Source organism: Lacipirellula limnantheis, from assembly GCF_007746075.1.
In the GTDB taxonomy this organism is placed as follows: Bacteria; Planctomycetota; Planctomycetia; order Pirellulales; family Lacipirellulaceae; genus Lacipirellula; species Lacipirellula limnantheis.
In genome coordinates, this window is record NZ_CP036339.1 from 1,247,583 (window position 1) to 1,262,194 (window position 14,612).

Sequence of the window (14,612 nt, forward strand, 5' to 3'; positions counted from 1 at the left end):
ACCTGGCTGCTGATCGCCGGCTGCGATCGGTTGATGGGAGGCAAATGATGAACGGCATCGAGCTCATTGCCTTGGTTCTGTCGGCCGGATTATTTGTCTATCTCACCGCAGCGCTGGTGAAGCCGGAGTGGTTCGAATGACTGCAAATTCATGGATTCAATTGGCTTTGTTTCTTGGCGCCTTAGTGGCGCTCGCGAAGCCGCTCGGTTCGTACATGGCCCGCATCTTGGAAGGGAAGCCTTGCGGCCTCGATCGAGTGCTCGGTTGGTGCGAGCGGGGCATCTATCGCCTCGCGGGCGTCGATCCCCAGCAGGAGATGGGGTGGCGGACGTACGCCTTCGCCGTGATGGCGTTCAACCTGTTGGGCATCGCGGCCGTTTATCTGCTGCTGCGTTTGCAGGGCGCGTTGCCGCTCAATCCGCAAGGATTGCCGGGGACGACGCCTGATCTGGCCTTCAACACGGCGGTCAGCTTTGGCACTAATACGAACTGGCAGAGTTACGGCGGCGAGGCGACGCTCGGTTACCTCGCGCAGATGCTGGGGCTGACGGTGCAGAACTTCGTCTCGGCGGCGACCGGCATCGCGGTGCTGGCGGCGCTGATTCGGGGTCTGGTGCGGCGTTCGGCGACGACGATCGGCAACTTTTGGGTCGATCTCGTCCGCTCGACGCTCTACATCTTGTTGCCTCTCTCGGTCATCTTGGCCGTGGCGCTCGCTTCGCAGGGGGTGATCCAGAACTTCGATGCTTACCAATCGGTGGATCTGGTCGAACCGATTCCGGTTGACGGGGGCGAGCCGACGACGACGCAAACGATAGCGATGGGACCAGTTGCCTCGCAATTGGCGATCAAGCAGCTTGGCACCAACGGCGGCGGCTTCTTTAACGTCAATTCGGCCCATCCGTTCGAGAACCCGACGCCGCTCGCAAACTTCCTTGAAGTGCTGGCGATTTTGGTGATCCCGGTTGCACTTTGCTACACGTTCGGCGTCATGGTCGGCGACGTGCGGCAGGGCTGGGCAGTGCTCGCGGCGATGTTCGTCATTTTCATCCCGCTGACGGTTGGCGTCATGCTGGCCGAACAAGCGGGCGTGCCGCAGTACGCCGGGATGGGAGCCGACGACGTCGCGTCGGCGACGCAGGCGGGCGGCAACATGGAAGGCAAAGAAGTTCGCTTCGGCATTGCTAACTCGGCGATCTGGGCGTCGGCGACGACCGCGGCGTCGAACGGCAGCGTCAACGCGATGCACGACTCGTTCACGCCGTTGGGCGGCCTGATTCCCATGTGGCTCATGCAACTCGGCGAAGTCATTTTCGGCGGCGTCGGAAGCGGTCTCTATGGCATGCTGATGTTCGCCATCGTCGCCGTCTTCATCGCTGGCTTGATGGTCGGGCGGACGCCGGAGTATCTCGGCAAGAAGATCGAAGCGTTCGAGATGAAGATGGCGTCGCTGGTGATTCTTATTCCGTCGATGTTCGTGCTCGTCGGCACGGCTATCGCGGTGGTCGGGCCGGGCTTGGAGTATACGGTTGGCGACGAGGTCAAGGGAAATTTGAACAACCCAGGAGCCCATGGGTTTTCCGAAGTGCTCTACGCCCTTTCCTCGGCTGGCAACAACAACGGCAGTGCGTTTGCGGGACTGACCGCGAACGAGCCGTTCTACAACACGCTGTTGGGAGTGGCGATGTTCGCTTCCCGTTACTGGTTGATCATCCCGACGCTCGCCATTGCCGGGTCGTTGGCGCGTAAGAAGTACTCGCCGCCGGGCGCAGGGACGTTGCCGACGCACCAGACGTTGTTCGTGGTGATGCTGGTGAGCACCGTGTTGTTGGTCGGCGCCCTGACCTTCGTCCCGGCGCTAGCGTTGGGACCGGTGGTGGAGCATCTGCAAATGGTCTCGCCGTAGCATCAACTCGCGCTGCTTTTGCACAGGTTTCGATCTCGACTGTATTCGAACATATCACGCGGTCGTTCTCGGCCGAATTCAAATGGCTACTGCATCAAAATCACGTCCTCTTTTCGACCCAACGATCGTGCGTCGAGCGATCCTCGACTCGTTCCTGAAACTCGACCCGCGCCTGCAGCTGCGCAATCCGGTGATGTTCACCGTTTTCGTCGGCAGCGTGCTAACGACAGGGCTCGGAATTCACGCCCTCGTCGCGGACGGGAACGAGTCGCCGGGATTCATCTTGGGGGTCTCGGCCTGGCTCTGGTTCACCGTGCTGTTCGCCAACTTTGCCGAGGCGATGGCGGAAGGTCGCGGCAAGGCGCAGGCCGACTCGCTGCGGTCGACGCGGCGTGACGTCCAGGCGAAGAAGCTGGACGAACCTCGCTACGGTGCGACGCACCGGCCAGCCCTGGCGTCGAGCTTGCGGAAGGACGACGCCATCTTGGTCGAGGCGGGGGAGCTGATTCCCAGCGACGGCGAAGTCGTGGAAGGAGTCGCCTCGGTCGACGAAAGCGCCATCACCGGCGAGAGCGCCCCGGTGATCCGCGAGAGCGGCGGCGACCGCAGCAGCGTCACCGGCGGCACGCGCGTGCTTTCGGATTGGTTGGTGATTCGGGTTACGGCTAATCCGGGCGAGACGTTTCTTGACCGCATGATCTCGCTCGTCGAGGGCGCCAAGCGGCAAAAGACGCCGAACGAGATTGCGTTGAACATCCTGTTGGCGGCGATGACGATCGTCTTTCTCATCGTGTGTACGACGCTGCTGCCGTTTTCCAAGTACAGCGTCGCTGCGGCCGGGCAGGGGAGCCCCATCACCGTGACGGTGCTCGTGGCGCTGTTGGTCTGTCTCATCCCGACGACGATCGGCGGACTCCTCTCCGCGATCGGCATTGCGGGGATGGATCGGATGATTCAGGCGAACGTCATTGCGATGTCGGGGCGCGCCGTCGAAGCGGCTGGGGACGTCGACGTCCTGCTGCTCGACAAGACCGGCACAATCACGATGGGAAACCGCCAGGCGGTGGAGTTCATTCCCGCAGTGGGCGTGGCGATCGAGACGCTGGCCGATGCGGCGCAACTGGCGTCGCTGGCCGACGAAACCCCTGAGGGCCGCAGCGTCGTGGTGTTGGCCAAGGAGAAGTACGGCCTCCGGGGTCGCAATATTCACGATCACCACGCGACGTTTGTCCCGTTCACGGCGCAAACCCGCGTGAGCGGCGTCGATATCGATGGTCGTCGAATCCGCAAGGGGGCTGCCGACAGCATCGTGAAGTTCATCAACGAGAATGGCGGTGCGACGTCGAACGAACTGCGCGAAACCGTTGAACGGATCGCCAAGCTGGGCGGCACGCCGCTCGTCGTGGCGGAAGGCGATCGGGCCTTAGGGGTTATCTACTTGAAAGACATTGTCAAAGGGGGAATCAAGGAGCGGTTCAGCGAACTGCGCCGGATGGGGATTCGAACGGTGATGATCACCGGCGACAATCCTCTGACGGCGACGGCGATCGCCGCCGAGGCGGGGGTGGACGATTTTCTCGCCGAGGCGACGCCGGAAGCGAAGCTGAAAATGATCCGCGAGTATCAGGCCGGCGGCCGGCTGGTGGCGATGACCGGCGACGGCACGAATGACTCGCCCGCGCTCGCTCAGGCCGACGTCGCCGTGGCGATGAACTCGGGAACGCAGGCCGCCAAGGAAGCGGGGAATATGGTCGACCTCGATTCGAATCCGACCAAGCTGATTGAGATCGTCGAGATCGGCAAGCAATTGCTGATGACCCGCGGCGCCCTGACGACGTTTAGCCTGGCGAACGACGTGGCGAAGTACTTTGCGATCATCCCCGCGGCGTTCGCCACGACCTACCCGGTGCTCAATCGACTGAACGTCATGGGGCTCGCGAGCCCGTCGAGCGCGATCATGTCGGCGGTCGTGTTCAACGCGATCATCATCATCTTACTCGTTCCGCTGGCGCTGCGCGGCGTCCCCTATCGGGCCGTCGGCGCCGCGCGGCTGCTGCGCGACAATTTGCTGATCTACGGACTCGGCGGGTTGCTCGTTCCGTTTATCGGCATCAAAGCCATCGATATGTTCATTGCCGCCTGCGGGCTGGCATAAGGAGAACTTCAATGTTGTCTCAATTACGTCCCGCTGTTGTGATCTTCCTCGCGTTGACCTTGGTAACCGGCGTCGCTTACCCGCTGCTCATCACCGGCGTCAGCCAGGTGGCGTTCAGTCGGCAGGCTCAAGGGAGCCTCATCGAGCGAGACGGTCATGTCGTTGGATCCGAATTGATCGGCCAAGCTTTTACCGGTTCCAAGTATTTTTGGAGTCGTCCGTCAGCCGCCGGCTACAACGGCGCCGCGTCGACTGGCAGCAACCTGGGGCCGACGAATCCCGCGCAACTCGACGCCGTCAAGCAGCGAATCGCTGATCTGCGCGCCGCTCATGGCGACGAGAAGCCGGTTCCCATCGACTTAGTGACCGCGTCAGCGAGCGGGCTGGATCCCCACATCACTCCCGCGGCCGCCGAATACCAATTGGAGCGCGTGGCCCGCGAGCGGGGGATGACGCCTGACGCTGTTCGCCAGGCGGTGGTCGACGCAACGGAAGGTCGAACCTTCGGGCTGTTAGGCGAGCCGAGCGTCAACGTCTTGCGGCTGAATCTGGCCCTCGACGCGGCTCAAAGTGGGGAATGAATGATAGAATAACAGTATCGCGTGAACGAATCCCGACCCAATCCCGACAAGCTTCTCGCCCGCGTGCAGCACGAGGAAACTCGCGCACGCAGGGGGAAGCTGCGCATCTTCTTCGGCTATGCAGCGGGCGTCGGGAAGACGTACGCGATGCTCTCTGCCGCTCAGCGCGAGCGAAAGGAGGGAGTTGACGTCGTCGTCGGCTACGTCGAACCGCACGGACGCGCCGACACCGAGGCATTGCTCACCGGGCTGGAGACGTTGCCGTTTCAGTTCGTGCCGTACCGCGGCGTGGAACTGCGAGAGTTCAATCTCGATGCGGCGCTGGCGCGACATCCTAGCTTGCTGTTGGTCGACGAACTCGCGCACACCAATGCCGAGGGGCTGCGGCACGCGAAGCGCTGGCAAGACGTCTTCGAATTGCTGGACGCGGGGATCGACGTCTGGACGACGCTCAATGTTCAGCACATCGAGAGTCTGAACGACGTCATTTCCGGGATCACCGGCGTCGTGGTCCGCGAAACGCTGCCTGATGCGGTGCTGGAGCAGGCTGATGAGATTGAGCTTATCGACCTGACGCCGGCGGAGTTAGTCGAGCGTTTGCAGGAAGGCAAGATCTACCTGCCGACGCAAGCCGAGCGGGCGCTGAAGAGTTTCTTCCAGAAAGGAAATCTGACGGCGCTCCGCGAACTTTCGCTGCGGCAGGCGGCCCAGCGGTTGCACCAGGACGTCGAAGCGGCACGGACCGAACGAGCCGGCGCGGCGCCGTGGCTCACCACTGAGCGGCTCTTGGTGTGCGTCGGGCCAAGTCCGACTAGCGCTCGTATCTTGCGAACCGCCAAACGCTTGGCCGCTTCGATCAGCGCCGAGTGGATCGCCGTCGCGGTGAACACGGGCGGCGGGACGGGATCGGTCGAAGAGGCGACCGGCCGGAATCTTCGCCTGGCGGAGAAGCTCGGCGCCGAGACTCATACGCTGATCGGCCGCAACGTTGCCCAGACGCTCATCGACTTCGCTCGGCAGCGCAACGTATCGAAGATCGTCGTGGGGAAGACGGCGCAGGTCTGGTGGAAGCGCCGCGTTTGGGGGACGATCGTTGACGAACTGATCAAACGCTGCGGTCAGATCGACGTTTACGTCGTCTCCGGCGACGGCGAAGAAGTTGTCTTGCCGCGCGAGATTCACGTGAAGTCGCCTGTGCCGTGGCAGGAGTATCTGCTCGCCGGCGCGATCGTGGCCGTGTGCGCCGGGCTCGGCTACCTCGCCCATTCCTTCGGGTTGGCTGAGACGAACGTCGTGATGTTCTTTCTCGCCGGCGTGGCCCTGGCGTCGACGCGCCTCAGTCGCGGACCGTCGATCGCGATGGCGATTGTCAGCGTCTTGGTCTTCGACTTCTGCTTTGTCCCGCCGCAGTTCACGTTCGCGATCAGCGACAGCGAGTACCTGATTACGTTTGCCGTGATGCTCGGCATCGGCCTGTTGATCGGCGGATTGGCGACGCGGCAGCGTTCGCAACTGAGTGCCTCGCAACAGCAAGAACGCCGCACGGGGCAGCTCTTTCGGATGACGCGGCAGCTCAGCGAGCTGTCGGGGACGGAGTTTCTCGTTCGCACCGCGGGCCGGCAGTTGGACGAAATCTTCGGCGGCGAGACCGTGCTCTTCGTGCGCGGAGCCGACGGCGCGCTGGCGCTGCGCTACGGCGAGTCATCCTCCATCGCAGCGGCGGCGATCAATCACGACGTTGCCCGGTGGGTCGCCGATAACGGCAAGCTTGCCGGGGCGGGGACCGATACCTTGCCCAGCGCCACCGCGACGTTCGTGCCGCTCATTGGGTCGCAGCACACGGTCGGGGCGGTTGGCGTGCGGCCGCTCGAACAGAATCGGCTTCTCGATCCCGAGCAGCAGCGACTGCTGGAGACGTGCGCCAGTTTGCTCGCGCTGTCGCTGGAGCGGGACGAATCGGTGCTCAATGCCCAGCAGTCGCAGATCCAGGTGGAGACGGAGAAGCTCCGCAACTCGCTGCTGAGCGCCGTGTCGCATGACATTCGTACCCCGCTCGCTGGGATCGCCGGGGCGAGCAGCACGCTGGCCGCGTCGTTCGATTCGCTCGACGTCGCTACGCGAGCCGATCTGCTCAAGACAATTAGCGAGGAAGCCGAAGCCCTCTCGCGGCTCGTGGAGAACCTGCTCCACATGACGCGCCTCTCCAGCGGAAAAGTGGCGATCGACCGGCAATGGCATCTTCTAGAGGAGATCGTCGGCTCGGCCCTGACGCGCATGGAGCGGCAGCTTGCTGGCCGGACGATCGAGACCCGTCTCGACGCCGCACTGCCAATGGTGCACATTGACGCATCGCTAATCGAGCAACTGCTCATGAACCTGATCGACAACGCCGCCAAGTATGCGCCGCCGGGATCGACCATCGAGGTGTCGGGCCGCGCCGCCGGCGACGGAGTGGAGCTCGAAGTCGCTGATCGCGGTCGTGGGTTCGTCGAGGGAGATGAAGCGAAGGTGTTCGATCTCTTCTATCGCGGCAACGGCACGAAGCCTGATCGGCGCGGGACGGGAATCGGGCTGGCGATCTGCCGAGCGGTGGTCGACGTGCACGGGGGTCGCATCGAGGCGCGGAATCGCGCAGGGGGCGGGGCGATCGTTCGCGTGACGCTGCCTGGCGGCGGCGCTCCGCCGGCGATTGTCGATCGGTCGGGAGACGCCGTCGTCCCATGAGCGGATCGGAACCAGTAATCGCCGTGATTGAGGATGAGACGCCGATTCGGCGGTTCCTGCGAGCGTCGCTCACGGTGGAGGGGTTCCGCGTGATCGAGGCGACGACGGCGCAGCAAGGGCTGCGGTTGATCACCCAGCAACTGCCGGCGCTGGCGCTGCTCGATCTCGGGCTTCCGGACTCCGACGGCGTCGACGTCATCCGGCAAGTCCGCGAGTGGTCGACGATGCCGATCGTCGTCATCTCGGCACGCGGCGAGGAAGCGTCGAAGATCGCCGCGCTCGACGCGGGCGCCGACGACTACCTGACGAAGCCGTTCGGCGTCGGCGAGTTGCTGGCGCGGATGCGCGTGGCCCTGCGGCACGCCTCGCGCCCGGCGTCGGACGGAACCATCGACGCGCCCTTGATCGTGGGCGATCTGCGGATCGATCTGGCGGGCCGGACCGTGACCAAGGCCGGCGCCGAGGTAAAGCTCACCAAGATCGAGTTTGATTTGCTCGCGGCGCTGTCCCGCAACCTCGGACGGGTGGTGACCCATCGTCAACTTCTCAAGGAAGTGTGGGGTCCGCACGCCGTCCACGAGCCCCACTACGTGCGGGTTTTCATGGCCAATCTCCGGAAGAAGCTGGAGCGCAATCCGAGCCGACCAGAATTGCTTATTACGGAGCAAGGGGTCGGCTATCGCTTTCGCGAGCGGCCTGCCGATGGCTATCCAGCCCCCGGCTTTGCCGGGGGGTAGCGGTGCGCAGGGCGACGCCGATCTGCATGGGCGCCAACCCCCTGGCGGAGCCAGGGGCTGAAAACTACTGGCCGTACATCATCGGCATGCCGTAGCTCACGCCTTGGCCACCGACGGGAACGGTGCCGGGAGGGCAGACCTGCGGACAGGGTTGCGGGCAGACCGGGATGCAGGCTTGAGCGACCGGGGCGGGCGCATTGCGTCGGCAGAGTGACGTACATCCGGCCGAACTGACGGTGAGCGCCACCAAAGCGACGAGCGATATCCGTTTCATGGCATAGCCTCCTGCGCGTCTCTCGCGCGAGCATGTCTTGCGGGCGTGACTCAACCGCGAGTCATCGCCTAGTAATCATTGCCCGCGGCTGGTCGACGTGTCGGAAAGGCGGAGCGAGAATTTGGAGAATCGCCAAGCGAAGTTGGGAAACCTTGCGGGTGGCACGGTGCGTGACGTGACAATGCTGGCGACGCGCGTCGTCTTCCTAGCGCTCAATCGATTTTCGCGACAGAATGGCAATGACCTCAAGTCGTTGCCGGGCTTGGGGTTGGTCTACGTGGCAGAGCGTCGTAGGCCTTTGTGTCGCGACATAAATCGCGACACAAATGACGAACCGCGTCGCCTCTTACGGCGCTCTAGGACGCCCAACGCCATTGACCAGGGGGTTGCGCGCCTGGCTACAACCTGTCGCCTCCCGTCGGAGGCGGAACGTAGTCGCTTCTTGTCGCCAACTGTCGCGGAGCGATTCTTGGCGACAGAAATCGGTTGTTCGCAAGTCATTGGCAGAAGGGGACTTGCTGCGGGCGATGGCGACTAGTCGCCTCCACTCACGCGACATAAATGACGACAGAAATCAATTAGACGCGAGCCGTGGCCGCCAGGCAGTCGCGAACGTTGGCCGGCGGCAAAACTCTGTACGCAGCGTGAGCGGCCACCGAGGGCGTAGGCTATCGACGGGTGCGTTGAGTTCGGTTGCCAAAGAGCCTAAGTGATCGCATGTTCACGTTAGCGAATCGCGTGGCGAAAAGCAACCAAAAAAATGTCGCAGGCAGACGGAGGGTACCGTGGCGATTCTCGTACCGCATCGACGACCAATAGCGAGCGCCGCATCAAGCCGGCTTTTCAGGCAGATCGCCATGTGCGCTGCGCGACGGCGGCCTGCGCGTACTGGTTAAATAGGCGCGGCTCTAGGGGTGGCGCAGCGTGGCGCTAGATACTTCCCTGCACTCAGAATGACGGCTAGCTGCGCTGGAACTATCTTTGTTGCGTTGCGGGCGGCGCTGCTTCGGCAGGCGGCGCGGCGGCGGCTTGCAGCGGCTTGGCGGCCGCGGCCGAGGCGACGGGACTGGCGGCGATCAGGTCGGCGATCACTTCGTCGGTGATGTCGGCTCCGGGGGCGACGTCGTAGAGGACGTTGTCGTTTCTCGTGACGATCACCGTCAGGCCGCGCTTTTGGGCGACGCGGCGGGCGACCGGTTTGATCTGCTCGCGGAACTGGGCGACGAGCGTCGCCTGGTGCTTCTTCAGGTCGGCTTCGGCTTGCTGCTTCACCTTGTTGAGGTTGGCGTTGGCTTGCTTCTGCCAGCTGGCGACGGTGACGTCGGCCTGTTCGGGCGGGGCTTCGGTCAGCGTCTTTTTCTTCTCTTCGATCTGCTGACTGTACGACTTGGCAAGGTCGACCAACTGCTGGCTCAGCGACGATTGGCGCTGGGCGAGCGAATCGACGATCTGCTTGTCACTGCCAAGTCGGCTGGCGATGGCGTCGAGGTCGATCACCGCGACGGCCCCCTGAGGGACCGACGTGCTGGCAGTTTGATTGCAGCCAGTCGCTAGCCCAAGACCCAACCAAGCGATCGCCATCCAACGTCCAGTCACTCGCATCGTCGCATCCTTCCGTAGATACGGTTAAACAACGGCTGTCAGCTATCAGCCGTCAACTTTCAGCCAAACTGGAATCTCAAAAAACTTAACCGCCAAGGACGCCAAGAGCGCCAAGGAGAACCACAACTGCCGTCCTTCTTTGCGCGTTCGCGCCTTTGCGTGCGACTTTCGAAAAGATTGTTTCACGCAAAGGCGCGAACGCGCAAAGGAAGACAGGGCAGTTGTGGTTTTCCTTGGCGTCCTTGGCGGTTCAATCGAAGCGGCTTTGCCGTTCTCTTGGATCACGCTAAGTCGAATCGGGCTCGGAGACCCCTCCCACAGAGTAGGAGAACTCTCCTGCAATGCCCTCGACCGCTTCTCTCAGGCCTCGCTGCCGGGCCCGCGCCACGCGGAGAATAGGAAAGTGCGCCAGTTTTCGGCAGACCACTTTCAAAACGGCGCCGGCGCCGGAATTTCCTTCCCAAACAACCAATTTTGAGCGACTTCGACTGTTGATGGTCGCGGGGGAGGCCGATACAGACCCATAAGCTGCACCGACTTTGCGGATTGTACGGATCGTACGGCCTGATAGAGCGGCCAAGTCGAGTGCGGATCGGACGGCCAGGGCATAAGGAGTCTGTCGTGTCGAGTTGTTTCAACGGCGATTGGCAGGGACGCCAGCTGGGGATGGTCGCGGCGCTGCTCGCAGTGCTGGCATGCGGCTCAGCGAGCGCGCAGCGCCCGGCGGAGAATCTGCCCTTCGAGTCGTCCGCCAGCGGACGGGTCTACAACGGCACGACGCCATTGCGGCTGTGGCACCAGACGCGCGGTTACGGTATGGAGGCCTCGCAGACGGCCTTCGGCGGCCGGCTGGCGGTCGATCTGGCCGACGCGATCGGCTTCATGGACGGCCAGTTCCGCGTGTCGAACGAAAGCCAGTTCGGCATGGACGTCGGCGGCGGCTTCCGCTGGATGGCGCCGAGCCTGTTGACGGGCGACACCCGCGTCTTCGGCATCACTGGCTGGTACGACGGCCAAGAGACGAACCTCAACAATTACTTCAATCAACTCGGCGTGAGCTTTGAAAGCCTCGGCGAGCAGATCGACTTCCGGTTCAACGCCAACATACCGCTGGAGAACGAGAAGTCGGGCGACGTGGTGATCGACACCGGAACGGTGAGCTACTTTCAGAACTTCCTCACCGTCGGGACGCTCATTCCGACAGACGTGGCGCTGCGCATCGTCGACTTTGAAGTGGCGCCGCGCATTTTCGACCTGAACGCGTGGGTTTACGCGGGCGGCTACCAGATGGACGGCAACGACGTGAGCGACATGGGCGCCAAGGGCGGCGTCCGCGGTTACGTCACCAACGATCTGGCGGTTGACGTGGGGGTGCAGAACGACGACGTCTTCGGCACGAACACGGTGTTCCAGATCATTTGGACGCCGGGCCGCACCGGCGCTGGCCCCACATCGTGGGTCCATACGCTGGCCGACCGGATGCGGGAGCAGGTCTACCGCAACTCCTACGTCGCGACGACGCAGGTGAATCGCACTGGCGGCGACAACTTGACGGACGTCGACGGCGACGACATTCGCGTGGTGCACGTCGACTTCTCGAAGACGGCGCCAGGCGACGGTACTTTTGAGAATCCGTACACGTCGCTCGATAGCGTGAATAACACGGGCTCGCAGCAGGGCGATATCATTCTGGTCCATGCCCAGAATGGAGCCAACTTCTACAACAGCCAGGCGGTCACGCTGAAGGACGAGCAGCGGCTGTTGGGCGAAGGCGGCGGCGTCGATCATGAAGTCGTGACCCAGCAGATGGGGACGGTCATTCTGCCAGAGACGTTCGCCGGCGCGCTCAACGCCTCGCGGCCGACGCTGCAGAACGCTCCCGGCGCCGCGGTCACTTTGGCCGGCATTACGGACGAGTCGGAGAACTTCGCTGGCATGGAGGTTTCGAACTTCGAGATCACCGGCGGAACGAACGCTGTGGTCTCCGGTTCTAACGGCGTGGCGACCGTCAACATCAATAACTTGCATGTCACCGGCACGACCGGCGACGCGATTGCTTTAGCGGCAATGACCCAGACGCTGGCGAACAATACGACCCGATCGCGGTTCGCTGTAACCATCGACGAGATCGAGTTTGACAACGTCGGGCAAGACGACATTCAGCTGACGTCGACGACCAGCGAGACCACGCTTTCGCACTCGACGGCGATCTCGAACATCGAGAGTGACAACGGCAGCGGCGTCGGCATCAACCTGGTTCAACAGCAACGCGCCGCGACGATCAACAACTTTGACTGGGACGGCGGCACGACGGGCCTTGGCGCCTTGCTGATCGATCGGGCCGGGACGCAAGGGAGCGTGACGCTGAGCAACAGCGACAGCGGGGACGACAACGTCCTGCAACGCGGTCTGGCCAACCAGGCGTACGGCATCAAGATCGACAACAGCGCCGCGACCCACACGGTCACGGGCACGCAGATTTTGAACACCGGCGGCGATTCGGTCGTGGTCAACGACGGCGCGGCGAACATGAACTTCACCGGCAAGATCGTTCGCGACGTACCCAATGTGAATTCGGTGTTGACGGTAACTGGCGGCCACACGGGCGCCTTGACGTTCACCGAGTTGACCGCGGACGACGGCGTGATCGTCGCCAACAGCGGCTCGGGTCTGCAGTTCAACGACGCCGATGGCGTGTACACCTTCAACGATCTGGTGGACTTCGCCGGAACTTCGGCGGCAGTCAACGTGATCGGCGACTCCACGGCCGTGCTGACCTTCCAGAACATGGAAGTGACCGACACGACGGGGACCGCCTTCACGTTCAACGGCGGCGACGCGAACATGACGCTCACCGGGCGGATTGTTCAATCGACCGCGCAAACGGTGTTGAACGTCACCAACGGGCATACCGGGACGCTGGTGTTCAACGAGATCACGGCGAACCAAGGCGTCATCGAGGCGACCAACGGCACTGGCTTGCAGTTTGACAACGCCGACGGCGCCTACACCTTCAACGACAAGGTGACCCTCACCGGAACGACGCCGGTCATCAACGTGAACAGCTCGGCCGACACGGCGACGTTCAATTTCGCGGATGTGGACATCAACTACAGCGGCACTGGGACGGCCGTGACGATCGCCAACAGCGATCTGCAGGCCTTTACCATCAGCGGCGACATCGACGTGACTGGCGCCGGCACGGGCCGACCGGTATCGATCAGCAACAATACCGGCGGCAGCATCACGTTTAATACGACGATCGACAGCTCGCAGAACGGGATTCTCGTGACGGGCAACACGGATACAACGGTGCTGTTCGCCGGACAGGTCACGCTCAATACGACTACCAACACGGGCGTGTCGCTCAGCAACAACACCAACGGCGGGGTGCGGTTCAACAACATCGACGTCACCACGTCGTCAGGCAGCGGCTTCGTCGCGACGAGCACTGACAACCTGGTGGTCGCGGGCACGGGGAATTCGATTACGGTCACCGCCGGCGGGGCCGGCACTGCGGTTGGCCTCAACTTGAACGACGTCGGGGTCGGTTCGACGGGCGTCGCCTTTGCGACCATCAACACGACGGGCGGCCAAAACGGCGTCTTGCTGAACAACGTTACCGGCGGAGCGGTGACGATCGGCTCGGCTGGGGTCGCCGGCACCGGCGGGACGATCGCCAATTCCGCGGGCGCCGGCGTCTCGATCACTGACGCGGCGAACGTGACGTTGAACGGCCTGATCGTCGACAATGCCGGCGCCAATGGCATCGATCTGGCTCAGACGACGACCACCGCCTCCAGCGTGACGATCAACAATACTAACGTCACCGATACGACGGGCATCGGCGTCGACGTGACGAACATGTCGAACGTCGCGATGAACACGATGACGATCGCCAACTCGACTGGGGACGGCTTCAATATCGACCACACCAATGGCGTCCAGTCGGTGGTGCGGGCGACGACGGTCGACGTGAACAACGCGGGCGGCACCGGCATCGACTTCAATCGCTCGGCCACGGCCTTGTCGCGGCTGACGCTGACCGACGTCGACGTCGACAACGCCGCCGACGAGGGAATTGCGATGGACGTCGCTGGTTCGAGCACAGTCGACATCACGATTCGGCAGGATTCGAGCGTCACGAACATCGCGGGCAACTCGGCGGTCGTGCTGAATACGACCGGCGGTTCGAAGACGGTGAACGTGTTGATCGACGAGAGCTCGTTCGACAACGACAGCACGTCGCCGACCGTGGCGATTAACGGCAACGCTCTCGGTTCGTTGAACACGACGGTTACGTCAAACAACTTCAACAACGCCGACGCCGCCTCGGGCCGGGCCTACTCGCAGTCGGTGTCGGCTGGCACGGGCCGCTTGAGCTTCAACGGCAACACGGCAACCAATGCGTCGGCCACGGATGAAGTCTTGCTAACTCAAACGGGCGGCACATTCCTGGTGGTCGACCTGCCGACGATCGAGACGCGCAACAACAATGCTCAGGTGCAACAAGTCGGCACGATTACCAACGATCCGGGCGGCACCGTGCCGACGCCGACGCCGTAGCCTGAACGATTCGCGCGCGGAGAGATTGGAACCGATCGGATATTGCTAACTTAAAAACGAAGACGGC

Annotated in this window: 9 protein-coding genes; 7 read left to right on the top strand and 2 right to left on the bottom strand. The window is 62.9% G+C overall.

What is annotated here, in order from left to right; all coding sequences use genetic code 11:
• Positions 1-47: 47 nt before the first annotated feature.
• From kdpF to I41_RS04770, 6 genes are all read left to right on the top strand, one after another.
• The gene (kdpF, locus tag I41_RS04745) at positions 48-140 is read left to right on the top strand and encodes a K(+)-transporting ATPase subunit F (protein ID WP_145431399.1); all 93 of its coding nucleotides are present in this window, start codon (positions 48-50) and stop codon (positions 138-140) included.
• A complete protein-coding gene (gene kdpA / locus I41_RS04750; protein ID WP_145431401.1) occupies positions 137-1,906 on the top strand; it encodes a potassium-transporting ATPase subunit KdpA in 1,770 nt (589 codons plus the stop codon). The genes kdpF and kdpA overlap by 4 nt, the downstream gene beginning before the upstream one ends.
• A gap of 82 nt (positions 1,907-1,988) precedes the next feature.
• A complete protein-coding gene (gene kdpB / locus I41_RS04755) occupies positions 1,989-4,061 on the top strand; it encodes a potassium-transporting ATPase subunit KdpB (protein WP_145431403.1) in 2,073 nt (690 codons plus the stop codon).
• Positions 4,062-4,072: 11 nt separating this feature from the next.
• Positions 4,073-4,642, top strand: a complete 570-nt coding sequence (gene kdpC / locus I41_RS04760; protein WP_145431405.1) for a potassium-transporting ATPase subunit KdpC — start codon at positions 4,073-4,075, stop codon at positions 4,640-4,642.
• Between the two features lie 21 nt (positions 4,643-4,663).
• Positions 4,664-7,366 carry a sensor histidine kinase gene (locus I41_RS04765; RefSeq protein ID WP_145431407.1) on the top strand — a complete coding sequence of 901 codons (2,703 nt, stop codon included), beginning with the start codon at positions 4,664-4,666 and terminating at the stop codon, positions 7,364-7,366.
• Complete coding sequence (locus I41_RS04770) at positions 7,363-8,103, top strand: response regulator (protein WP_145431409.1); 741 nt, start codon at positions 7,363-7,365, stop codon at positions 8,101-8,103. The genes I41_RS04765 and I41_RS04770 overlap by 4 nt, the downstream gene beginning before the upstream one ends.
• A 64-nt stretch (positions 8,104-8,167) precedes the next feature.
• Here I41_RS04770 and I41_RS04775 read toward each other — a convergent pair whose 3' ends face one another.
• Together I41_RS04775 and I41_RS04780 are read right to left on the bottom strand one after the other, a co-directional pair.
• Entirely contained in the window at positions 8,168-8,377 is a 210-nt protein-coding gene (locus I41_RS04775; protein ID WP_145431411.1) for a hypothetical protein, read from the bottom strand.
• Between the two features lie 975 nt (positions 8,378-9,352).
• Positions 9,353-9,979 (bottom strand): OmpH family outer membrane protein, encoded by a 627-nt coding sequence (locus I41_RS04780; RefSeq protein ID WP_145431413.1) that lies wholly within the window; start codon positions 9,977-9,979, stop codon positions 9,353-9,355.
• 621 nt (positions 9,980-10,600) lie between these two features.
• Between I41_RS04780 and I41_RS04785 the strand changes: the two genes are divergently transcribed.
• A complete protein-coding gene (locus I41_RS04785; RefSeq protein WP_145431415.1) occupies positions 10,601-14,545 on the top strand; it encodes a beta strand repeat-containing protein in 3,945 nt (1,314 codons plus the stop codon).
• The last annotated feature ends 67 nt before the right edge of the window (positions 14,546-14,612 follow it).

Coding starts and splice junctions, on each gene's coding strand:
- kdpF (WP_145431399.1), top strand. CDS start 48: ATGAACGGCATCGAGCTCATTGCCTTGGTTCTGTCGGCCGGATTATTT.
- kdpA (WP_145431401.1), top strand. CDS start 137: ATGACTGCAAATTCATGGATTCAATTGGCTTTGTTTCTTGGCGCCTTA.
- kdpB (WP_145431403.1), top strand. CDS start 1,989: ATGGCTACTGCATCAAAATCACGTCCTCTTTTCGACCCAACGATCGTG.
- kdpC (WP_145431405.1), top strand. CDS start 4,073: ATGTTGTCTCAATTACGTCCCGCTGTTGTGATCTTCCTCGCGTTGACC.
- I41_RS04770 (WP_145431409.1), top strand. CDS start 7,363: ATGAGCGGATCGGAACCAGTAATCGCCGTGATTGAGGATGAGACGCCG.
- I41_RS04775 (WP_145431411.1), bottom strand. CDS start 8,377: ATGAAACGGATATCGCTCGTCGCTTTGGTGGCGCTCACCGTCAGTTCG.
- I41_RS04780 (WP_145431413.1), bottom strand. CDS start 9,979: ATGCGAGTGACTGGACGTTGGATGGCGATCGCTTGGTTGGGTCTTGGG.